This window comes from Shewanella dokdonensis (genome assembly GCF_018394335.1).
Classification (GTDB): domain Bacteria; phylum Pseudomonadota; class Gammaproteobacteria; order Enterobacterales; family Shewanellaceae; genus Shewanella; species Shewanella dokdonensis.
Genome location: NZ_CP074572.1, coordinates 885,979 through 909,349 on the forward strand (window position 1 = coordinate 885,979; position 23,371 = coordinate 909,349).

Annotated in this window: 16 protein-coding genes, 2 tRNA genes and 4 pseudogenes; 5 read left to right on the top strand and 17 right to left on the bottom strand. The window is 49.8% G+C overall.

Going from position 1 to position 23,371, the window contains the following annotated elements:
• Positions 1–56 precede the first annotated feature (56 nt).
• The 4 genes from KHX94_RS04230 to trmB all read right to left on the bottom strand — a co-directional run bounded on the left by KHX94_RS04230 (position 57) and on the right by trmB (position 3,364).
• On the bottom strand, positions 57–998 hold the full coding sequence (locus KHX94_RS04230; RefSeq protein ID WP_213682495.1) for a LysR family transcriptional regulator: 942 nt from the start codon (positions 996–998) through the stop codon (positions 57–59).
• A gap of 278 nt (positions 999–1,276) precedes the next feature.
• The gene (locus KHX94_RS04235) at positions 1,277–2,068 is read right to left on the bottom strand and encodes a YggN family protein (protein WP_213682496.1); all 792 of its coding nucleotides are present in this window, start codon (positions 2,066–2,068) and stop codon (positions 1,277–1,279) included.
• Between the two features lie 233 nt (positions 2,069–2,301).
• Entirely contained in the window at positions 2,302–2,625 is a 324-nt protein-coding gene (locus KHX94_RS04240) for a 50S ribosome-binding protein YggL (protein ID WP_213682497.1), read from the bottom strand.
• A gap of 22 nt (positions 2,626–2,647) precedes the next feature.
• Positions 2,648–3,364: a tRNA (guanosine(46)-N7)-methyltransferase TrmB gene (gene trmB, locus KHX94_RS04245; RefSeq protein ID WP_213682498.1), complete on the bottom strand. Its 717-nt coding sequence runs from the start codon at positions 3,362–3,364 to the stop codon at positions 2,648–2,650.
• Between the two features lie 167 nt (positions 3,365–3,531).
• Here trmB and mutY point away from each other — a divergent pair.
• Positions 3,532–4,631 (top strand): annotated as a pseudogene (gene mutY / locus KHX94_RS04250) (A/G-specific adenine glycosylase).
• 7 nt (positions 4,632–4,638) lie between these two features.
• Positions 4,639–4,920, top strand: a complete 282-nt coding sequence (locus tag KHX94_RS04255) for an oxidative damage protection protein (protein ID WP_213682499.1) — start codon at positions 4,639–4,641, stop codon at positions 4,918–4,920.
• A 357-nt stretch (positions 4,921–5,277) separates the two neighbouring features.
• Here the strand turns inward: KHX94_RS04255 and KHX94_RS04260 are convergent, their stop codons facing one another.
• Both KHX94_RS04260 and KHX94_RS04265 read right to left on the bottom strand, forming a co-directional pair.
• Complete coding sequence (locus tag KHX94_RS04260; RefSeq protein WP_213682500.1) at positions 5,278–5,892, bottom strand: hypothetical protein; 615 nt, start codon at positions 5,890–5,892, stop codon at positions 5,278–5,280.
• A 58-nt stretch (positions 5,893–5,950) separates the two neighbouring features.
• The gene (locus KHX94_RS04265; protein WP_213682501.1) at positions 5,951–6,484 is read right to left on the bottom strand and encodes a hypothetical protein; all 534 of its coding nucleotides are present in this window, start codon (positions 6,482–6,484) and stop codon (positions 5,951–5,953) included.
• A 236-nt stretch (positions 6,485–6,720) separates the two neighbouring features.
• Here KHX94_RS04265 and KHX94_RS04270 point away from each other — a divergent pair, with 236 nt between their 5' ends.
• On the top strand, positions 6,721–6,978 hold the full coding sequence (locus KHX94_RS04270; protein WP_213682502.1) for a hypothetical protein: 258 nt from the start codon (positions 6,721–6,723) through the stop codon (positions 6,976–6,978).
• A 79-nt stretch (positions 6,979–7,057) separates the two neighbouring features.
• Here the strand turns inward: KHX94_RS04270 and KHX94_RS04275 are convergent, their stop codons facing one another.
• Positions 7,058–8,242 carry an MFS transporter gene (locus KHX94_RS04275; RefSeq protein WP_244859323.1) on the bottom strand — a complete coding sequence of 395 codons (1,185 nt, stop codon included), beginning with the start codon at positions 8,240–8,242 and terminating at the stop codon, positions 7,058–7,060.
• A gap of 298 nt (positions 8,243–8,540) precedes the next feature.
• Between KHX94_RS04275 and KHX94_RS04280 the strand changes: the two genes are divergently transcribed.
• Both KHX94_RS04280 and KHX94_RS04285 read left to right on the top strand, forming a co-directional pair.
• Positions 8,541–8,616, top strand: a tRNA-Phe gene (locus KHX94_RS04280).
• A gap of 8 nt (positions 8,617–8,624) precedes the next feature.
• Positions 8,625–8,700: transfer RNA gene (locus KHX94_RS04285), tRNA-Thr, on the top strand.
• A gap of 116 nt (positions 8,701–8,816) precedes the next feature.
• Here KHX94_RS04285 and KHX94_RS04290 read toward each other — a convergent pair.
• From KHX94_RS04290 to KHX94_RS04330, 10 genes and pseudogenes are all read right to left on the bottom strand, one after another.
• Complete coding sequence (locus KHX94_RS04290; RefSeq protein WP_213682503.1) at positions 8,817–9,515, bottom strand: SapC family protein; 699 nt, start codon at positions 9,513–9,515, stop codon at positions 8,817–8,819.
• A gap of 151 nt (positions 9,516–9,666) precedes the next feature.
• A complete protein-coding gene (locus KHX94_RS04295) occupies positions 9,667–10,956 on the bottom strand; it encodes an NAD(P)/FAD-dependent oxidoreductase (protein WP_213683322.1) in 1,290 nt (429 codons plus the stop codon).
• A gap of 118 nt (positions 10,957–11,074) precedes the next feature.
• Positions 11,075–12,430 (bottom strand): MATE family efflux transporter, encoded by a 1,356-nt coding sequence (locus tag KHX94_RS04300; RefSeq protein WP_244859324.1) that lies wholly within the window; start codon positions 12,428–12,430, stop codon positions 11,075–11,077.
• The gene (locus tag KHX94_RS04305; RefSeq protein ID WP_213682504.1) at positions 12,430–13,458 is read right to left on the bottom strand and encodes a CobW family GTP-binding protein; all 1,029 of its coding nucleotides are present in this window, start codon (positions 13,456–13,458) and stop codon (positions 12,430–12,432) included. The genes KHX94_RS04300 and KHX94_RS04305 overlap by 1 nt, the downstream gene beginning before the upstream one ends.
• Positions 13,459–13,526: 68 nt before the next feature.
• Positions 13,527–14,774: a DEAD/DEAH box helicase gene (locus KHX94_RS04310; RefSeq protein ID WP_213682505.1), complete on the bottom strand. Its 1,248-nt coding sequence runs from the start codon at positions 14,772–14,774 to the stop codon at positions 13,527–13,529.
• A 47-nt stretch (positions 14,775–14,821) separates the two neighbouring features.
• Positions 14,822–17,859: pseudogene (locus tag KHX94_RS04315) on the bottom strand (EAL domain-containing protein).
• Positions 17,860–17,934: 75 nt separating this feature from the next.
• Positions 17,935–18,714 carry a glycosyltransferase gene (locus KHX94_RS21375; RefSeq protein ID WP_342345808.1) on the bottom strand — a complete coding sequence of 260 codons (780 nt, stop codon included), beginning with the start codon at positions 18,712–18,714 and terminating at the stop codon, positions 17,935–17,937.
• Between the two features lie 17 nt (positions 18,715–18,731).
• Positions 18,732–19,505 (bottom strand): glycogen/starch synthase, encoded by a 774-nt coding sequence (locus tag KHX94_RS21380; protein WP_342345809.1) that lies wholly within the window; start codon positions 19,503–19,505, stop codon positions 18,732–18,734.
• A gap of 26 nt (positions 19,506–19,531) precedes the next feature.
• Positions 19,532–20,798: pseudogene (gene glgC / locus KHX94_RS04325) on the bottom strand (glucose-1-phosphate adenylyltransferase).
• Positions 20,799–20,829: 31 nt separating this feature from the next.
• A pseudogene (locus KHX94_RS04330) lies at positions 20,830–23,345 on the bottom strand (glycogen/starch/alpha-glucan phosphorylase).
• Positions 23,346–23,371: the final 26 nt, after the last annotated feature.

A 23,371-nucleotide genomic window follows, 5' to 3' on the forward strand; every position in this document is an offset into this window, starting at 1 on the left:
AGTCGTGGAGGATTTTTTCGCATCAATGGCGATGAAGATGCCAAGCTAGCCGATGGTTACTGCCGTTTGGCAAAAATATCACCGTACTTTTCGTCCCATTTAGGTGGCGTACCTATGTGATTCTTAATGAAATCGATAAAAGCACTGACTTTAGGAGCCAAGTGTTTACGCCGTGGGTACACCGCCTGCAATGGCAGGTGATTGACCAAATGCCATTCTGGCAACAATGGCACCAACTTGCCCTCTTCTATCTCGTTTTCCAGCAGATAGGTAGCCAGATAAACAATCCCCAGACCGCTTACCGCAGCAGATTTCAGCGCTGGCGCGTTATCGACACGGAAATTGCCGTTAACACCAATTTCGCAGTAATCATCACCCTTTTTGAACTGCCAAACACTGTGTTCATGCCACTCACCGTGATATACCAAGCAGTTATGTTCCACTAGCTGTTCTGGGCGGGTAAGTTTGCCATGCGCGGCAATATACGCCGGTGACGCCAGCAGCATAAATTGGCATTTCATCAACGGCCGGGCCACCATTCCCAGAGGTAACTGCTCTGACATGGTCAGCAGCAGATCCAGCCCTTCGCTCACCACATCCACCTTGTGATCCAGCAAACTGACCTGTAGCTCCAACTCCGGGTGGCGTGCCATAAACTCAGGTAATGCCGGAATAATATGAGCAGTACCGAACGACTGGGAGATCCCTAATTTCAGTACACCGCGGGTAGCATCATTGAGGTTATGTACGCTGGCTACCGCCTGATCCGCACCACGCAGCAACTCTTCCCCTTGGGTATACAGCAGATTCCCAGCCTCGGTCAGGCAAAGGCTACGGGTGGTACGCTGGATAAGTTGAACCCCCAGCTTATGCTCCAGATCAGCAACCTGAGTACTGACCTTAGACTTTGAAATTCCCAGACGGCGGGCAGCAGCACTGAAACTGCCGGCACGGGCGACGTGGGTAAAAATCGCAATGGGTTCCAATAGTTCTAACATGAAAGTTGCCTTAGCCTTTAACTTCTTGATGTTCTACAAAGAAAAACGCTATCACTCCGGTTAACCGAGTGATACAGGAATATCTAAAATCGTGCGTAACATGATTGTTTTTGCCGAGCCACCAGCAGGACGCCAGAGGTTAACGAACGAAAGTATATCAAGTCTTTGTTCGCTACTCTAACTCCATTGTTCTGTATTCGCAAAAAAGAACATAAAAAATCCCCGCATCAAGGGAGGGAAATGCGGGGAAGTCTACGTCCAAGGAGACGTTTATTAGGTTATGGGCGACCAGAAACTAATGGGTAAGCTGACAATGCTGGAACACTCTGCCGCAGTTGCCCTTCTACTGTCATTACCTGTTGAAAATCATCACATAAGCGGTCGGCACGTTTATCAAGCGCCTTAGAACGTTCATCCATTTGCTGATCGATCTCATCGCCCAACTTATCCATACGCTTACCAAAGGCATCCATACGTTCACTGAAATCGCCTTCGCCATTCATCATGCTCTTGCCGATATTGATCATGATGGAACCCATCGATTGCATTACTAAGTCTTCAATCTGGTGGGAAAATTCTTCATCAAAAGCTTTATCAAGGGTGTCATCGGTAGCACCAATAAAATAGGTATCGCCTTTGTGATACACCATTTTGCCAACCCGTTCGTGCAGTTGCGTCATCATGTCGTCCAACTTGGCGCCGGCATCATCTCCCAGCAGCGGTGTTAGTGCAGTGCTTATGGCATCATTCGCCATTGCCATTGCTTCATCTACTAATCCCACCACTTCTGGTATTTGCTTGGTCATGCCCTGTTGATATTGGGTCAGTAGTGTTTTCTGCTCAGCGTTCAGCGACACCTCTTTACCATCCACATACAGGCGATCTATTTCTACGCGATACCGCTCTTTTCCCTGCTCACCAATCACCAGCTTTTTAGGTGTCAGCGTCACGTCATAATTGAGCGACACATCGCAAGCATCGTTGTGTCCACCAAATTCCACCGCCCACACCGAAGAAACAGGGGTCAGCAGTACACATCCCAGAGTCATGCCCAACATCAGAGTTTTCATTCGAGTTATCCTTTGCAAATTATCCATCAAACCACATTGGGTTTAGCACATAGTGTGCCAGTTTTTAATATATTGATTTTATTAAATTAATTAATAAATATTTTTTATATGAAAGTGGTGAAATAGCAAAACACACTAGCTTTTGGTGAATATGACAATCCGAGAGGCAAAAAAGGTTGGAACAGGCATAAAAAAGCAGCGCCGTAGCACTGCTTCTAATAAAACCGAGGTCGTTAGCCCCACCAGATATCGTAGAGTTCGCTGATCTCTATCTCTTCGGCATTAAGACTTTTCAGAAAGCGTGCCACGGTCTGGCGATCCTCTTCGGTACACTTACCGAGGCGCTGGGTGGCGATAACACCATCCCATAAGCGATGACCACCGCCGTGAAAACCAAGTTCGCGTGGCTCAATCACTTCATTGATGAAGCGTTCTATGTGCTCATCAATATCTTCTTCGCTCAAGCTGTCAGCAAAGCGCCAACTGACATCAAAACCCAGTTCCTGAAACTCATCAACCCGCAATTTCTTGCGCAAACGGCGACTACGAATGGCCATGGCAACCTCTCTGTTACTTTCGTTATTCGGTACGTTCGAACATCAAATCCCAAACACCATGCCCTAGGCGTTGACCACGGGCTTCAAATTTGGTCAGTGGCCGATAGTCAGGCCGAGCCACCACAGTACCATCAACTGACTGATTTTTATAGCCTTGAGCCTGATTCATCACTTCCAGCATGTGTTCGCTATAGTTTTCCCAATCAGTAGCCATATGGAACACCCCACCAATGCGTAAACGGGAACGCAATAACTGCACAAATTCCGGCTGCACAATACGGCGTTTGTGATGGCGTTTTTTATGCCAAGGATCAGGGAAAAACAACTGCACCCGTGCCAACGAAGATTCCGGAATCGTGTGCTGCAACACTTCCACCGCATCGTGATGAAACACCCGCAGATTAGTCACACCCGCCTCAGCGGCGGCGGCCAGACAGGCACCGACACCCGGTTTATGCACTTCGATACCGATGAAATCTTTCTCAGGTGCCGCTTGCGCCATTGCCACCAATGATGCGCCCATACCGAAACCAATCTCCATCACCACATCGGCATTACGACCAAATACCTGCTGCAACGCCATCGGTTCGGCGGAGTATTCTAACCCCATGCTAGCCCAATGTTGCTCAATAGCCTGTTCCTGGCCTTTGGTCAGGCGTCCTTCTCGCAAAACAAAACTTTTAACTTTGCGCAGATACTTGCCTTCTTCATTATATTCAGCAGTGGTGACTTCGCTCATGATTACCCCTGACCCAGCCCAGACTTCATAAAAGAAGGGCATTATGCAAAGTTCACCGATGAGTGCAAGCCCCGCTTGTGGAAAAGTATATCAATAAGCAATGAGTTCGCTATCAGCCCTAGTAATATCCCTTGTGTGGCGATCCGCCTAAAGCTACACTGCGGCCCATGAAAACAATGTCCTTTTCGCAACGTATTATCAGTTGGTACGGTCAGCACGGCCGTAAAACCCTGCCCTGGCAACTCAATAAAACCCCTTATAAAGTATGGGTTTCAGAAATTATGTTGCAACAAACGCAGGTGGCAACAGTCATTCCCTACTTCAACCGTTTTATGCAGCGCTTCCTGATGTAGTGGCCTTGGCTAATGCGGATACCGATGAAGTGTTGCACCTGTGGACCGGGCTAGGCTACTACGCCCGAGCCCGTAACCTGCATAAAGCGGCGCAGTTGATCCGAGATAATCACGGTGGGGTATTTCCTGAGCAGTTTGACGCAGTAATGGCGCTGCCGGGCATTGGCCGCTCCACGGCTGGCGCGATACTGTCATTATCACTCGGCCAGCATCACCCGATACTGGACGGTAACGTTAAACGGGTTCTGGCTCGTCATGCCGCCATTGATGGTTGGCCGGGGCAACCCAAGGTTGAGCAAGCGCTGTGGCAACTGGCAACCGAGCTGTCTCCAACAACCGATATTGCCCAATACAATCAGGCAATGATGGATATGGGCGCTGGCATCTGTACCCGCTCACGACCAGCGTGTGCGCAATGTCCGGTAGCACTGGATTGTCAGGCGCAGCAGATGGGCAAACAACAGGATTATCCCGGCAAGAAGCCCAAGAAAACCATTCCGGCCAAAGACGCTTGGCTGCTGGTTATCCGAGATCAGAACAACATCTTGTTGCAGAAACGTCCGCCAGCGGGGATCTGGGGTGGGCTCTGGTGTTTTCCGCAATACAACACGAAAGCCGCCTTGCAGCAAACTGTTACCACACTGGGGTGTTCAGTCGTTGAACTCGAAGCATTACCGGGGTTTCGCCATACCTTTAGTCACTTCCATCTGGACGCACAACCACTGCTGCTGACATTGCATCACGATGCCGACGCGATTGCCGCAAAATTACAGCAATCGGCAACATCACAGGCTGCCGTCATGGAAGCCGCCCCCAGTCTCTGGTATAACTTAAGCCAACCATCACGGGTCGGACTGGCCGCCGCCACCGAGCGGGTTCTGGCCGGCTTAAAACCTAGTGCAATTGAGGAGTAACCATCTTATGGCACGCACAGTTCATTGCGTCTATCTCAACCAAGAAGCGGAAGGGCTGGATTTTCAACTCTATCCGGGTGAAATCGGCAAACGCATTTTCGACAGCATCAGCAAAGAAGCCTGGGCTGCCTGGCAGCATAAACAGACCATGCTGATCAATGAAAAGAAACTCAACATGATGAATGCCGAACATCGCAAATTTTTGGAAGAACAGATGGTGCACTTCCTGTTTGAAGGTGGTGAGGTGCAGGTTGAAGGTTACGTGCCACCAAAAGAAGAAGAGCTATAGCACTGGGCAACATGCGAAACCGTTTCGAGCACAATGAGCAAGTCCTAGCTCACAGTTAGCACTGCTTTGCCCAGCTTAGATTTAAAGGCTCTTTTTGAGCCTTTAAACGTTTTTAAACGCCTTAATCATGTATTAACCACCAGGGTTAAACTTAACTGTCTTAGTCCTCCACGGACACTGGTTTTGTGCCGATTTTCGGTACCAACGCACGGCCAATGCGATCAGCTATCAAGGCAATAAGAGCGGCAAGCATCGGCTGCACGTGATGGGCTTTACCATAAGCAATGGCACTCACGGTTAAATGAGTGCCCATTGTGGAAGGGGTGACTAACTCAGTGGATTGGAAAGGTTTCGGGGTTAGCTCTTAATTACTGTCATTAAAAAACAATATTCATCGAGAATTTTGGGGTTTGTCAGCTTTAGTTTTGTTAATTCATCAATCGTTGGAAGCTCTTGATATTTATGACCGATAGCGCCAATCCCCTCTTCTTCTGTTGCAAGGTCTATAAGGCTTCTTGCTAACCCCTCCGCCATAGCAACTATTTCACTATGCAATTCATTTCTGAGGCCGTCACTTTCAATAATTTTCAATAACTCTTTGAATGGCTCTAACCGTCTATCGATACTATTTATTTCTGGGAATGAACCGGCGTAGCCTGGACTTAGTTCTAGAGTTTTTAAGGCGTTTCGCAAAAAACGTTTGTTTAAAGTCATGAATTGGTCTAACTGTTTTACTGCTTTATTATTCTCTTCCGAAAGCTTTACCACTAAAGCCTCACCAATCTTTAACTCTATAAGTCGAGACTTCACCAGTAATGCAATCCCAAGTCCCCATAAAACAAAATTCCATGCTAGAAATTGTGCATTATCAAGAAAACCTTTATCCACTAAGTAATAGCCCCATAGCATCAGCACAACTACAACTAACAACACTGCTATTGGAGCACTCGCACGATTGATTTTTTCTAGCACTATTTTTTCCATTTATGAACTGAAATCAGAATCCATCAAAACAAATTTTCATATAAGCCTAAGTATTGCTAAAGAGCTTTTGGGAACACTTTACGATCACATTGACCAATGACCACCAAGTCAACGATGAAACTAAAACGAGCAGAGATTGTATTAACGATGCCCATGATATTTCTTGCGCGGAAATACCAAATACTGAAACAAACATAATTATTGAAATAATTACGCCAACAATCGCTAAAACGGTGCCGAAAAAACTAAAATAGCCTACTGATGAAGGCACTGTATCGACGTCTTTTATCTTACTGTTTAACTTCACTAAAGACTCTAAATCTGGTCGCCATTTTACGATGGTCGTATCTGCTCCCCAGTGTAGATCATTTGTATGTTTAAAACTGGATTCACCTGAATCTAGCACAACTTCAACCACACCAATAAACGGTACAGAGTCTCCTTTCCCAGATAATCCAGGCCAATTGGCATCGTTTTGAGTTCGCCAACCAAACTTGGTTAAATAATCTCCATTAAACGTGTCGTTAGTATGAATCGCTAACCCTAGATCTTTAAACTTGCCGCGCTTTATACCTGCCATAATACATCCATATATAATTGGTTTAACTGTATTTTGTTCAGTATTAAAACACTCTGTCAATGACAAACCTCAAAACAACCGTCTCTATTTCCTCACCACAAATGCTGTGCGCTGCTCCGCACCTAACTAATCAGCCTTAACCATAACAAGCGCCTGCACTGTCAGAGATAGCCAGAATTTGAAGAATAGCTTAATTAGGTTAAGCTGGATTTTGTCGATAACAGACAGGAGGTCAGATGCTTTCACAAAAACACTGTATTGATGGCACAAATCAGATGCCATTTTGCCGCAGTCAAGGTGTGTTTCTCGTATCCGATGAGGTGGGTGGTGCGCCTAAGACAAGCGCTGATGCGTCACAGAGTAAGGCGGTAACCGAAACCCCACACACGGCACCCACCAACAACCATGGCATGTCGCTAACACAGGGGATTGTCATTGCGGTTGTTATTTTGATTGCGCTAATCGCCATCAAGCCCAAGAAACCAAAGGGTTAAGATGGCGCTTACCAAAGAAAACAGCACTCCCGTTATCGGTGAGTGCCACAAAACTAAAGGCGTTTAATCGATCAAGCCATTAAAGCGCATTGGCAATACGGCCTTTAAGCCCGGTATACAGCAACCCGATAATGGCTAAGGCTGCACCGCCGTAACACACGGCATTCCAGCCGCCTAACTGATACAGGTTGACAGATACCCAGGACCCCAAAGCCCCACCGATAAAGTAACAGGTCATATAACCGGCATTGAGGCGGTTACGCAGTTGCTGTTGCAGACCATAAATCACGTTTTGGTTGCTGACATGGGTCATCTGTACCGCTAAATCCAGCAGCACCACACCGATTAACAGCAATACCAGCGAGTCGGCAGCAAAAAACAGCAACAACCAACTGCCGAGTGAACATCCAAGTCCTAGCCAAGTCCCTGTATTCCCTTTGCCGCTATCGGCTAATTTACCCGCCCAGCGTGCTGCGGCAACACCCGCTACCCCCGCAAGGCCGAACAGGCCGATAGTGGCATCTGTGTATTCATAAGGCGGATTAGCCAACAGAAATGCCAGCGGTGTCCAAAACATAGTGAACATGGCAAAAGACAAGCCCCCTAAGAATGAACGGGAACGTAACTTGGGCTCAGTGCGAAACAGCCCGAGCAGAGAGCGCATCAGTTCGCCATAACGAATGGGCGTTTCAGAACGGTACACAGGTAAGGCACGCGCCAGCAATAAGGTAATGAGCAACATTGCGCCTGCGGCGAGCCAATACACAGCTTGCCAAGAAAGCAATGTGGAGATCACCCCGGCGACTACCCGAGCCAGCAGAATGCCCAATAACAGCCCGCCCATCACAGTGCCGATTACCCGGCCACGCTGCGAGGGGTCAGCCAAGGTTGCCGCCAGTGGCACCAAAACCTGAGCCACCACCGAACAAGCACCGGCCACAGCGGTTCCCAGCAATAACCAATATAAATTAGTTGCCATGGCGCTGATAAAGAGTCCGACAGTTGCCAGTAGCATCATCACGATGATTAAGCGGCGGCGCTCAACCATGTCGGCTAACGGCACCAATAATAGTAATCCGGCGCCATAAAACAGCTGTGCGGTTGTCACTAAGGTACCCGCAGCGGTATGTGACACTTTGAAATAATTAGCGATGGTATCCAGCAGTGGCTGCACATAGTAGTTGTTGGCAACGGCCACTCCTGTTGCTACGGCCATTAGTAAGATAAGTAACGGAGAAAGCATGCGCGCTTCGGTCTGAACCATGATTGAACCCTTAACAGTGAAAACGCCGCAAACACCACAAAGTTTGCGGGGCGCATATCATAGCAGGTTGTTATGTGCTTAGCTCGCCGCGGGGCTATTCACCGCTACAATGAACAACTATTGTTTTGCAGGGTCGATTGGTGGATTATCCGTGTTTTTGCCCATTAACTGAGCGAACAGCGGCACTACTGCCAAAAAGCACTTGCAGTAGTAAAATAACCTGCTTTATCATACGCCCACTTCAAAAACAGCCGTTGTTAATTGGCTTTGAAGCAGCGCACTGACGCTACAATCAGTCGCCCGAATAGCTCAGTCGGTAGAGCAGCGGATTGAAAATCCGCGTGTCCCTGGTTCGATTCCGGGTTCGGGCACCAAATTTTATGCCGGCATAGCTCAGTTGGTAGAGCAACTGACTTGTAATCAGTAGGTCCCGAGTTCGACTCTTGGTGCCGGCACCATGAATTTAGAAAAGCCACTCAACTGAGTGGCTTTTTGCTTTGCTGGCGTGCATGTTTATCATTGCTAAATAAGCATAAAAAGAGCGCCGCAGCGCTCTTTCTATCACGAACTGTAATTAAAGTTCAGATTCAAACTTCACCAAACGTGGGATCTGGTTCAGTGATGTCAGGTGACTATAGATAGGCCCTAACAGACCGCGCTTACGCAGTTCCAAGAAATCTTCATCTGACATTTCAGCCAGTTTACGTTCATCAATCAGGTAAATACCGTTGATATTACGTTGTTCACCTTTGATTTCGACAGTCAGAGTCTGAGCACTCAGCAACCCTTTGCTGTTCAGGTAGCCGAGGATAGCGCGGCTCTGCTGATCCTGTTCAAAATGCTTCAACAGGGCTTCACGACGGTTTTTCAGAAACTCAGTTTCCTTGCCATCAACAAATAATGGTTCGCCTTCTTCTTTGCTCACCTGATCGTTGTTTTCCCGCAGGCCAACCCAAACTTTCTCTTTCTGTTCAGGATCCAGCACAACTGTCAGTGGAAAATCGCGCAGCACGTTTGGCACATAGTTCGCCAGCCACTCTTCGCCTTTTACCAGCAGATTCTGGTTAGGTTTCAGACCCAGCATCATCACTGCCTGAAACTCTTCTGTGTCGTTATTTTTGATGAAAACGACGGGGACTTCTACCGCCGCATACAGCAATTCATGCAGAGAAACCGGCAGCATGTGCTGATCAGCTACGTGAGCATATTTGGGCGTAGTAAACTTAACGTCAGCATGCTTTTGATTATCAAGCAGTGCAAATGGTTCGCTCATTGAAAGCTCCTTGGGGCTCTTAATTTTAAAATTCTGTTAAAAATATGAAAGGAAACGGCTTCCCTTGGCCTAGTTATACCCTGTTTGCTGCCGAATAAAAAACCGCAACCATCGCAAAAGTGATGTAACTGCCGGGAATTTCGACAATCTGTCAGTGCAGTTTCAGTTTTGGCCGTTGCCATTTCAACAGCCGCTGCGCAAAACGGTATACCAAGGCAGAAAACCAGCCGTAAAGACTGGCCAGATGCCGTTGATATAACGACATGTACATCATGCGTGCCAGATAACCTTCAATAAACAATGAGCGTGAACGCAGATTGCCCATGAGATTGCCTACCGCAGAAAAACGGCTGAGTGACACTAATGAGCCGTAATCCCGATAACGGAATGGCTGTTCCGCCTTACCATCCAGCCGATTAACCAAATTTTTGTACAGCGTCTCCGCCATCTGTGCCGCCGCTTGTGCTCGCGGTGGCACGGCTTTACCGTTATCCATCACCATTGCCGAGCAATCACCCAACGCATAGATATATTCTTGCCCTTTTACCCGCATGCAGGCATCGACTTCTATCTGATTACGCTTATTGATTGGCAAGTCGGTCAACTGTTGCAGCATATCGGGGCCTTTAACTCCGGCTGCCCACACTTTGAGTCCGGCGGGGATAATGCCACCGTCCTGTGTCACAAACCCTTCTTTAGTGACTTCTTTAACCTGCACGCCGATATGCAGACGCACACCGATATGATCTAGCACTGACTGTGCCCCGGCACTGACTTTGTCTGGCAGCGCTGGCAGGATCTTCTGGGCCGCTTCAATCAGATGAATTTCCAGATGGGACTTGTCGATATTCAGATAACCAAAGTCTTTAACAGATTCCAGTACATGGTAAAGTTCAGCCGCCAGCTCAACACCGGTAGCGCCAGCGCCAACAATCCCGATACTGAGTTTCTCACTGGTTTCATCAAGCAGCAGCAGATTATCCAGCAGTTTTTGATGAAACAGATTGGCACTTTCCAGATTATCGAGAAAGATACAATGTTCTTCGGCGCCCGGCGTATGGAAGCTGTTAGACACGCTACCGATTGCCAACACTAAACAGTCATAAGCAACATGGCGTTCATCCAGTAATGCTTCGCCATCATCGTTAACGACCTTTGATAGAGTGATTTGCTTGTTATGAGGATCACAACCGGTGATTTCACCGCGCAGGAAACGATAGCCGTTTTTCAGTCCGTGGTCACGATATAGCAACCCTTCGATTGATTGGTCGATCACCCCCACGGCAACTTCATGTAATTTCGGCTTCCAAATATGCACCGGACTCTTATCAACCAGGCATATTTCCGCTCGGCCACTGCGTCCTAGCTTGCGCCCCAACTTTGAAGCAAGCGCTAGGCCACCAGCGCCACCGCCAACAATTACGATCCTTTTAGGAGCCACCACACCAACCTCCGAATACTGACTCAATGCGGTCTCATTAATACCACAAAACCGCTAATATGGTAATCGCTTCTTTAGTGACTTTTAAATTAATCCATTTTAAAACAAATAGATAAAACTATTTTATGGCATTATCCAAGCGTTTTAAGGTACGCACCATCCACAACCATAACAGGGTGCTACAGCAAGATAACGACAGCCACACGCCATTGACACCAAACAAGCCACCGAGCACCCACAAGAGCACCGCCACTAACAGGATTTTGCTGCCGGTGAGCATAGCAGCTTCTTTAGGGCGATTGATGGCCTGAAACAAGCTGGCACCAACCAACACCATACCTTCCAGCGGTAAGCCCCAGAAATACAGATACATGCCCTCAATGGCTACCGGAGCCAACTGTGGGTTATCGCCAGCAAACAACCATAGCATCCACTGTGGTCTGCCATAGATGAGCAACCAGCCGAGCAAGGCTGTGGTTATGGTAACACTAAAAGCCAGCTTGGCTGCCTGACGCACCCGTTGTGGCTGCCTAGCACCGGTGTTGAAACTGAGGATTGGCTGAGTGCCAAGCGCAATGCCTTCAAAAATCAGATAAAACATGGCTTCGGTGTAACCGATAACACCATAGGCAGCGAGATGTAGTTCGTTGCCCTGCCATAACAAGGCAATATTATGCAGCGTCAGCACCACTGACAGATAAAGGCTCATCAGCATACTGGAAAGCCCCAGTCGACAGATGCCACGTACATGCTGCCACCGCAGTTGCAGTTGTCCCAGATGTAACTGCAACCGGGTGCGGCTACTGAAAAAATGGCGCAAACATAATGCGGCTGTCACCCCGTGAGATAACATGGTTGCGATGGCTGCACCGGCCAAGCCAAAAGGCAGCACAACAATCAACAGCCAGTCGAGTAGCGTATTCAGTACACCACCCAAAATCAGGATCAGCGTTACTGTGCCCGGATGCCCATCATTACGTAACATGGCGGTGAAGGTCGTCGCCAGAATTGGCAAGGTGCCGAGCACAAAATACCAGAACAGATAATCACTGGCATAGGCCAACACTTGGTCTTCGGCACCTAGCAGTCGCAGCACCGCTTCACTCCCGGCACTCCCCACCACCGCCAGCACGGCGCCACACAGCAAGGCCAGAGTAAAGCTATTTGCCACCACCTGCCGGGCTTCGGCGACTTTCCCCTGTCCTAGCAGCAGAGAGACCAGCGCCGCGCCGCCCATGCCGATTAAGGTTCCCAGCGCATATAACACCGCGCCGACCGGATAGGCTAACGTGATCCCTGCCAGGCCATCGGCGCCCAAGTAATGACCAATGAACATGCCATCGATGGTCACATAAATGCCTGTTGCTAACATCGAGGCAATGGTTGGCACCGTATAACGCCAGAACAGCTTGGGAACAGGCGCTTGCAGCAATGCCAGATCAGCCTCAGTTTCCATCTTTATACTGCCTCCCATCACTCCTCCACAGCGGCACACGCCAATAATTGCTGTTCCAACAGTGCAGCATCCAGAGGCTCACGGCTGATAAGCTCTAACCGAGAATCCAACGCATCATCCAGCTCTTCTAGCTGTAATTCGCCCTCCAACATGTTGAACGCTGCAATGCCATCAGCAGTGATCATGACCGCTTTCAGCCGCATCACCTGCTGGGCTTTGACCCATTGCAACAGTGGGGCGAGTGAAAATACCCAGGAAGGTGAGAATACCCAGCCATAACTGCAAGCATTGCCATCCTGATGTTGTTTGAATAACACGCCTCTGGCATCAAACACCTCATCGGCTGCGCTGCCGGCATCAGTGCTGAAGTCTACAGTGGGTTGCAGCCATGAAGCTCGCTGCTTGGCAATAGCGGTTGTCTCACTGGCTGATTGCTGCATTAATGGCCACAACTCAGTGGGTAGCGGTAACTGTTGCGACCAAGATAACCAAGGTTTTTGAGGGAAATAATGCGCCAGAAACTGCTGTAACTGCTGCCTGACATCCATTTGCGTCTGCCACAAATCAGCTTTAGCCGCCAACAGGATATCAGCGCTCGCAAGTTGAGCCTTGAACGTTTCATGTTCACGGTAGCGCGCATCGGCCAGTTTACGCGGGTCTAGCAGACACACAGAGGCAAGCAAGCGAATCGACTGAGCAAACCCGTCCGATTGCAGTGTTTGCATAATCTGTAACGGATGGCCTAAACCTGTGGGTTCAATCAGCAAACGTTGCGGCTTGGCTTTGGCCAGTAACTGGGTAATCGCCACTTGCAGCGGTACTCCGGCAGCACAGCAGATACAGCCACCTGCTACTTCACGGATCACAACCTGTGCATTGCCATTGCCCATCAGTCCGGCATCAATGCCGATCTCGCCAAATTCATTCACTAGCACCGCCCAGGTTTCATCAACCGGTTTGGTTTGTAGCAAGGCTTTGATAAAGGTGGTTTTACCGGCTCCCAAGAAACCGGTGATAACATGGGTCGGAACGGCGGTAATGATCATAATAAGTTATTGAGACTGGCATTCAGCAAGTTGCCAAGTGTACCCAAATCTACCAACAGCGACACCTGTTATCGGCGTGCAGGTTTGGCTCGCTGCCGCTGAGGGAAAGCACGTTTGGCACGCGGAGTCGCCGCAACCTTGGCAGTACTACGATAGCGCTCGGGCAATGGTGCAGTGGCTTCATAGCCGACAGGGGTTTGCTGTGGCAAAGTTAGCTTCAGTTGTTGTTGCAACTGTTGTAGCTGCGGCAATTCCTGCGGGCTGACCATAGACCAAGCCTCGCCGTCCATACCCGCACGGCCAGTACGACCAATGCGGTGCACATAATCATCCGACTCAGGCGGGAGTTCCAGATTGATCACCCGTGGCAAAGCCGGAATATCCAGGCCTCTAGCGGCAACGTCGGTGGCTACCAACACCCGGATCTGGCCGTCAACAAAAGCGGCCAAAGCCCGATTTCGCGCCCCCTGTGTTAGGTCACCATGAAATACTTGATTACTGATGCCATCCAATGACAGTTCCTGCCCTAGACGGCTAGCAGCATCCTTGGTGTTGACGAATACCAGTGTCTGTTGCCAGTTATGTTTCCCCACCAGTTCTGCCAGCAACTCGGCTTTTCGCTGTTTAGGCACCAGTAACACCTGCTGACGGATATGGCCCTGAGTCGCACTGTGTGGCAATTCAACCCATTGTGGCTGCTGCGTCAATTGCTGCCCTAACTGGCGAATGGCGGGCGGGAACGTGGCAGAAAACAACATGGTCTGTCGCTTGATGGGCAACCATTTATGCAAGCGTTGGATATCTTTAATAAATCCCATATCCAGCATGCGATCGGCCTCATCCAGCACCAGAAACTGCAATTGACTGAGATTCAGATAATCCTGGCTCAAGTGGTCAAATAGGCGCCCCGGTGTCGCGATCAGAATATCGACGCCTTGCTGTAACCGCTGGCGCTGTGGCCGAAAATTAACGCCACCATAGACGGCACAAATCTGTAACGATGACCCCAGCGCAAACGCGGTAAAATGCGTGGCAAGCTGCTGTGCCAATTCGCGGGTTGGGGTAAGGATCAGTGCTTTGGGTGTGGCACTGGGAGTTTCATTGGCGGCAAGCGGCTCAGCAACCGTTAACCGAGCGATTATCGGCAAAGCAAACGCTGCCGTTTTACCACTGCCGGTCTGCGCCGACACCAGCAGATCATGCCCCGCGAGCGCCAATGGTAATACCTGTTGCTGTACGGGCGTCAGTTGGCGATAACCGTAATCTGTCACCGCAGTGAGCAATGGATGAGGCAGTGATAATTCAGAAAACAGCATAATAGATCCGCAGCAATAAAAGCGCGCAGTATACACGCCGCCAAAGGTTATTCCGAGCGCTTATCAACAACCGAGGATTGCAGATAAAGCGCGGCAAATTCTGCTGCTGGCACAGGTCTAGAATAAAAATAACCCTGAGCATAGTCGCAGTTAATCCGTTGTAACAACGCTGCCTGCGCCGCGGTTTCCACCCCTTCAGCAATCACTTTCATACCGAGTTTATGTGCCATCACCACAATGGCCTCGCACAAGGTTTGATTGCTGGCGTCATTGTCGATATTTTTGGTGAATGACTGGTCGATTTTCAGATAGTCGATATCAAACTTCTTCAAATAAGCCAGCGATGAATAACCGGTACCAAAATCATCCAGCGACACCTGCACCCCGGCATCTCGGTACGCTAGCAGTTTTTCCGATACCGCCATGTTGGTATCCAGCAGCAGACCTTCGGTGATCTCAATACAGATCCCACCATCGGGCAACTGCTGCAATGTCTGTAGCCACTCATGAAAACGGGAGCCTTCATCGCGGAACTGTATCGGGGATTTGTTAATGCTGATCTGTACCGCAGTGCCAAATTGCTCGCGCCACTGCGCACCTTGTTTAACCGCCTGATGGAACACCCAATTACCAATGGCAAAGATCAAGCCAGTGTCTTCTGCCACGGGAATAAATTCAGCCGGAGAAACTTGCCCACGTTGTGGATGATGCCACCGAATAAGAGCTTCGGCCTTAGTGACTTTACCAGTAGCCAATTCCACAATGGGTTGATAACTCAGTTGGAAGGCACTGTTCTCGACCGCTGAACGCAGATCCTGGATCAAGCGCATACGGTAATGTGCCTGCTGCTGCATCGAATCCGTAAAATAGTGGTAGCGATTGCGCCCTTGCTCTTTGGCCGCATACATTGCCTGATCGGCATGTTTCAGTAACACATCTTCGGCATCACCATCATCGGGATACAGGGTAATGCCGATACTGACACTGATATAAGCGGTTTCATCGCCCAGTTTGTAGGGCTCGGCAATACGCGCCAGGATCTGTGCAGCAACCCGTTCAATCCCCTGAGAGCTGATAGCATCCGAGAGAATAATCGTGAACTCATCACCGCCAAGACGTGCCACAAAATCGGATTCGCGCACGCACTCACGCAACCTGGCAGCCGTCTGGATCAGCAACTGATCGCCCATATCGTGCCCCAGGGTATCGTTGACTTCCTTAAAGAAGTCCAAATCGAGGAACAACAGTGCCAGCTTACTATTGCGACGATGCGCTCGCTGGATCTCATGGTACAGCTGATCCAGCAACATACGGCGATTCGGCAGGCCAGTAAGGGGATCGTAATTAGCCTGATGCCAGATCACCTGTTCGGAATGCTTCTTCTCGGTAATATCAGAGAACAGGGCTACCCACTGCTTAGGCTCGCCTTTCTTGCCCCCGATGGTGTTGATGGTCAGCCAAGTGATAATCTCCTGACCATCGTGCCGCCGCACCCATAACTCCCCTTGCCAACGTTGATACTTACCTATCTCTTTTTTGATGGCGTGGAAGTCAGCTGCTGAGTAACGTTCACTTTTCAACAGACTGATATTTTTACCAATAATATCTTCATCACGGTATCCCATGATGGCGCAAAAGGCGGGGTTAATGTTGAGAATTTTGCCATGACGATTGAGAACACTCATGGCTTCACTGCTATTCTCATAAACCGAAGCGGCCAGTTTTAACGAGGCTTCGCGCTGTTTTTCGCGGGTGATATCCTGATGAATACCACAAATTTTGACGGGCTTGCCCTCTTTACGCTCCATCACTTTTCCCACATCGCGGATCCAGCGAATTTCGCCATCAGTGCGGCGGATACGGTACTCGTTGCGATAAGCGGGAGTGATGCCAGCAATATGTTGCTCTAGCGCATGAAAGGTTTCGACCCGATCTTCATTAACAATGGCATTGAGCCATACTTGTTTGCCTTCATTGAGTTCTGCCAGAGAACACCCCAACATCACAGCAGTCTGCTGATCATTAGAGATCTGATCGCTCACCAGATCCCACATCCAATAGCCTAAGCGACTACTGGCCAACACCAACTCTAACTCGGCATGGCTCACGGCCAATGCTCGCTGCGCCTCTTTCGCCGCACCGATATCGATATAACCGGCAATGACCAGTTGCACTTGGTGGAAACTGCGTTGGCAAGACACCGTCACGTGGGTATAAAGCACTTGACCGTTTTTCTTGATAAAACGTTTTTCTAATTCGTAACGTTCAATTTCGCCAGACATCATCCGGTTGAAATTGCTGATGTTGTCATCCATATCATCAGGATGCGTCAGACTATCCCAAGTTTTATGCAGCAGTTCCTCTTCGCTGTAACCCAACATATAACAAAAATGTGGATTCACCTTCAGGAAACGATGCTCAGGCGAACTGATAGATATCCCGTAATTTCCCACGTTAAACTGTGAACGAAACAAGAAATCATCTTGCAGTTGCAGCCGCTGGGCAATTTCATATTCCAAACGTCGAGACAGCAGTTTGCCCATCAGTATATTGACGAGCGGAAACAGTAACAGCACCGGCAGGGCAATACGTGAGATCACATCAACCGCAAGCGTTGCTGGTAATAGCAACATCCACAGCAGCATCAGCACGTGTGCCAACAGGGAAAAATAATCAGTTCCAGATAGCTGATATGAGTCAGTGACTGGCGATTCCAGTTACGCCACTTCCGCCAGCCAATCCCCACTAAGCCACTGGTCCAGATCACCCCAATACCGATAAAGGCACCTTCGCCGCCCAAATAGAGACGAAACAAGGAGGCAATTACGCAGGCTAACAGTGTTGGAATACCACCAAAAAACAGCCCCGCCATACACAGCAGCACACTGCGGCTATCAAAAATAAGCCCAGGGCTGTAAGTCCACGGGGTCAGCATTACCGCAATACAGATCCCACCAACCAACACGCCAGACAGCAGTTGCCACCACGCCAGATAACGACTGTTATTGCGATTCAGCGGAATCGCATCGTAGATCAGGATCAACGCCAACAGCAAAGCTGCATTCTGCACTAATGGAAGAAACATATCTGGCTCCGAAGGCCCTGAAAAAACCGCTACACCATCGATCTGATTTTAGCAGAGTCCTTTGAATTTCTTCGATTAGTTAGCTGAACTATAGAGCTTGTCCACATATTCGCGGGCACTGTCACGCCATTCAAAGCGACTGGCCTGAGCCACCGCCACCAATTGCTGCCAATGCGTAGTGTTAAAAAGGGCTAAGGCTCGTGCCAATGTTTGCAGCAAGGCTTCACTTTGTTGCTGTAGATTATTGCCGGCAAATACAAAACCGTTGCGGCCATCGGCAACCGTATCTTTAAGACCACCAACACCATGCACCAGACAAGGCTGCCCAGCTTTTAGTGCCAGCATTTGGCTGATGCCACAGGGTTCAAAGGAGCTGGGCATCAGAAATAGATCTCCGCAATGATAAAGTGCCGCCGACAACTGCTCATGATAGCCGTTGATAAACAGAAAGTTATGATGACGGGCGGCCACTTCGCTGAACTCCCGCGCCAATGCCGCATCGCCGTTGCCCAATAACCAGAAACGTGCCGACTCATCCCATGACGCCAATTGTTCTAAGATGGCATCCAACACCAAACCGCCTTGCCAGGGTTGCCTTAGGATCAACATTTTCTGATCGGTGAGTCGCCCAACAGATGTCAGTAAAAAACCTTGTGGCGATTGACTCTGCGCCAAACGGATCTGCGCAATCATCTCCGATGAATGGACAAACTCGCTATAGCCCAGTTTGCTCAGCAGAGCCTGATACGCCAGTTGATTTAACTGTGACCGTAGTTGCGTTCGCGGCAGTTCAGGGAAGCAAGCGTTATAGTTACAGCCATTGAGAATACCAAACAGCTTGCCGCCACGGCGCAAACGTTGTAGATCCAGTTCTAGCCCCTCACCACCAAAAATCCATCGGCAGGCCGCGAGGACTGCAACACCTCTTCGGCATAGCCCGGTGACACCAGATGAACCGCATTGCTAAGGTTAATGGCCGCCCGTAGCGGATTCACACAGTCAGGATAACGGGGGTCAATCGCGGCGGCTAACACCTTGCTGCCCAACGCGGTCATGGCCGGGAACCAGGACTGCAATGAGGAAATATCGCCGGTCAATGGTCGGATCCCTTGCATCGCCAGATTATGAATGCTCAAAACCGTAGGGATTTGCTGCAATTTGACATACGCCGGTTCAAACGCCCGGATCATGCTGAAAAAGCCACAATGCCAGTCATGCAGATGCAGCCGTTCTGGTAACGGCAACAAGCCACCACAAAGCAGGGTGGCAACGGCGGTACAGAACAAAGCAAATTTACTGGCATCGGTAGCAAATGGGCGACCAGGGCCATCCTGGGTATAGATGGCATGACCAGGCGAGACAAACATCTCATGGGCTAACAGATAGATCCACACATCCGGCAGCAATGGATTAGGCAAGCGATACAGCTTCAGCGGATAATGGCCACTGTCGAACGGCACCACAAAGTCACAAACAAACTCTGCCTGTTGTTCCCGTGCCAAGAAGCCGTAGTCCGGCATAATCATATCGACGGCAACGCCATGAGGCTGTAGGGCTAACGGCAAGTCCCGCAACACATCAGCCATCCCACCCACTTTCGCCCCTTTGAGGGCTGCATTTTCAGCAGCCAGCATCAATACCCGCATCGGTTGTCTGTTATCCTTGTTGTCTGTTATTCATAACCTACCGGTAGACCCAACATATCTCGGGTTACCAGCACTACCCCATCTTCCGACACGCGGAAGCCCTTGGCACGGTCGTGCTCGTGGTTATAACCTATTTCCATGCCTTCGGGAATAATACAGCCGCGGTCAATGATCGCTTTACGGATACGGCAGTTACGCAGGATCACCACGTCAGGCAGGATAACCGCATCTTCGACCACTGAATAAGAACAAACCCGCACTTCGTTGAACAACACACAGTGGCGGACTGTGGCGCCGGAAATGATACAACCACTGGAGACAACAGAGTCCACCGCCATGCCGCGTCTGCCATCGTCATCAAATACAAATTTGGCGGGTGGCAATTGCTCCTGATATGTCCAGATAGGCCACTTGGCATCATAAAGATTTAAGGCTGGCGTTGGTGACAACAGCTCCATATTTGCGGTCCAGAAGGAGTCCAGCGTTCCAACATCCCGCCAGTAGGCCGGTTCGTTAGGAAACGAACTGCGAAACGGATACGCATAAACCCTATGATTCTTGATAATCGATGGGATGATATCTTTCCCAAAATCGCGCTGTGATTCGGCATTCTGCGCATCACGCTTGAGCTGCTCAAACAGAAAATCAGTGTTAAAGACATAATTGCCCATAGAGGCCAAACACAGTTCTGGATTGTCCGGTAACGACTTGGGATGCGCCGGTTTTTCCTCAAAACCGAGAATACGATTGCCGGTGTCCACTTCCATCACCCCAAACGCATTCGCGGCTTCTGCGACCGGGACTTCCATACAGGATACCGTCATGTCGGCACCGGACTCTGCATGGGCCGCCAACAGCCCGGCATAGTCCATGCGATACACATGGTCGCCAGAAAGCACCATCACATAGCGTGGTAATTCGTGGCGAATGATATCGATGTTTTGAAATACCGCATCGGCTGTTCCTTGATACCAGTTATCTGAATAGCGTTGCGATGCCGGCAGCACTTCAACGGACTCCCCAACTCTTTCTTGAAATGCCCCCAACCGCGCATGATATGACGGATAAGCGAATGAGATTTGTACTGGGTGACCACCCCAATCCGGCGGATACCTGAGTTAACACAGTTGGACAGCGGAAAATCGATAATACGGAATTTACCGCCAAAATACAGTGCCGGTTTGGCTCGCCAGTCGGTCAGTTCATGCAGACGACTCCCCGGCCTCCTGCCAGGATCAACGCATAGGTATCGCGGGTTAAGTTGCTGATAAAGCGCAAACTAGAATTTGACATATCCTCTGTCTCCCCAACTGAAAAAAGGCCGTTAACGTGCCTTCCAAATATGATCCCGGTAACCCGCGATAGTCACATCACTGGAAAACCGGCCACTGGCGGCAGTATTGCGAATACTCATAGCGGTCCATCGTTGCCAGTCCTGATAGGCTTTGGCCACTTCAAGTTGTGCCAACCGCAAAGATTCAAAATCTGCTGCCAACATCCACGGATCTGTAGGTGATTCAATGGCGGCCACAATCGGTGCAAAAATCCCCGGTTCTTGCAGATTAAAATGACCACTTTTCAACAGCGACATCACCCCTCTCAACGCTTCTGAAGCTGCGATATATTCCCACGGTCGGTAATGTCCGCGTAATTCATCCACCGACTGCGCATTGAGTCCAAACAGGAAAAAGTTGTCTTCGCCTACCTCTTCCAGCATCTCGATATTGGCACCATCCAAGGTGCCCAGCGTTAATGCACCATTCATCATGAATTTCATGTTGCCAGTGCCTGAGGCTTCTTTACCCGCCGTAGAAATCTGTTCCGACAGGTCAGTACCAGGACAAATGGTTTCCATGGCACTGACGTTATAGTCGGGCAAGAAAGCAAAGCGCAGCCATGGCTTAGCACGGTGATCACAGTTGATCATATGCGCCACATTGTTGGCTAATTTGATAATAAGTTTAGCAATTGCGTAGCCGGGAGCCGCTTTGCCACCGATCAACACACAACGGGGCTGCATCCCTTGGGTGTCGCCACTCAACACCCGTTGGTACAGATGGATGACGTGCAGAATATTCAGTAATTGGCGTTTGTATTCATGGATACGTTTCACCTGAACATCAAACAACATATGGGTATCGAACTCCACATGGCAGCGCTCCGCCACCAGCGTTGCCAGCTTCTGCTTGTTATGCTGTTTGACGCTACGCCACTCATCAACAAATGCCTGATCCTGAGTAAAGGCATTGAGCGCCGACAATTTACTGAGATCTGTCACCCAGTCATGGCCCAGACGACTGCTGATCAATTGTGCAAGTTCAGGATTACAGTACGCCAGCCAGCGGCGTGGCGTGACGCCGTTAGTACGATTGTTGAATTTGTGCGGCCATAGTTCGTGGAAATTATAAAACAACCCAGATGTCAGTAGCTTAGTGTGCAATGCTGCCACACCGTTGATGGAGAAGCTCGCCACAATTGCCAGATAGGCCATGCGGATGTACGGCTCAGGCCCCTCTTCGATAATCGACATGTCCCGCAACTTGTTGACGTCGCCCGGCCAGCGATGTGCCACTTCATCAAGATAACGGGCATTGATTTCATAGACGATTTCTAAAATGCGCGGCAGCATGTGGGCAAACATGCGCACCGGCCAGCGCTCTAGCGCTTCGGGTAATAACGTATGATTGGTATAGGCCATGCAGCGACTCACAATCTGCCAGGCGGGCTCCCATTCCAGCTCATAAACATCCACCAGCAGCCGCATCAATTCCGGCACCGCAATAGCCGGATGGGTATCGTTTAACTGGATCGCATTGAACTTGGGAAATTCAGTAAAATCCATACCATGCAGTTGCACCCAGTTACGCAGCAGATCTTGCAAGCTGGCCGAAGACAAAAATACTGTTGCCGCAAGCGCAACTCTTTACCGTTCTCACTGCTGTCGTTGGGATACAGCACCATAGTGATCTGCTCCGCCTGATTTTTGGCAGCCACCGCTTCGGTGTAATCACCTTGGTTAAACTCGGCCAGATCAAATTCGTTGGTCGCTTCGGCTTTCCATAGGCGCAAGGTGTTGACCCGGCCATTGCGATAACCGGGCACAGGCACATCATAGGCTACCGCCAGGACATCCTGAGTATCGAGCCAGAGCATGTGACGCCGGCCGCGGAGATCCACATAGCTTTGAGTATGACCGCCAAAATGCACGGTCACATTGTGCTGCGGTACCCGGACTTCCCACGGATTACCGTCACGCAGCCAGCGGTCCGGCTGTTCGACCTGATAACCATCCACAATTTTTTGCAAAAACATGCCATATTCGTAGCGGATACCATAACCGGTCACCGCCAGGCCAAGGGTCGCACAGCTATCGAGGAAACAGGCCGCCAACCGCCCTAGGCCACCATTACCCAGTCCGGCATCATGTTCCTGCTGCTCTAAGGTCTCCAGCCTGACGGCATATTCCTGCAACACACTATGACACTCGTCCGTGAGTTCCATGTTCAGCAACGCATTGCCGAGCGTGCGCCCCATCAGGAACTCCAATGACAGATAAGCCACATGTTTCTTTTGTTGCTGCAAATCCTGGTTACGGGTGTCACGCCAGCTGTCCAATAACTGCTCTTTGACGCTAAGGGCCAGCGCATGAAACATGGCATCGGCATTTTGCTCGTCCCAACACAAGTCGTAACGCAACTGTCGGGCAAACGCGGCTTTCAGTGAATCACAAGGTTCACAGGGTTCATGAGCCGGGATGGTTACGGGGCTAACGGTGCTTTGCTTGTTTTGGCTGCGGCCTTTGCTGGTACGGCGGGCCGGGGTTTTCGGGGTATCTGTCATGCTTCCTCCTTGGCGAGATGCGGCAA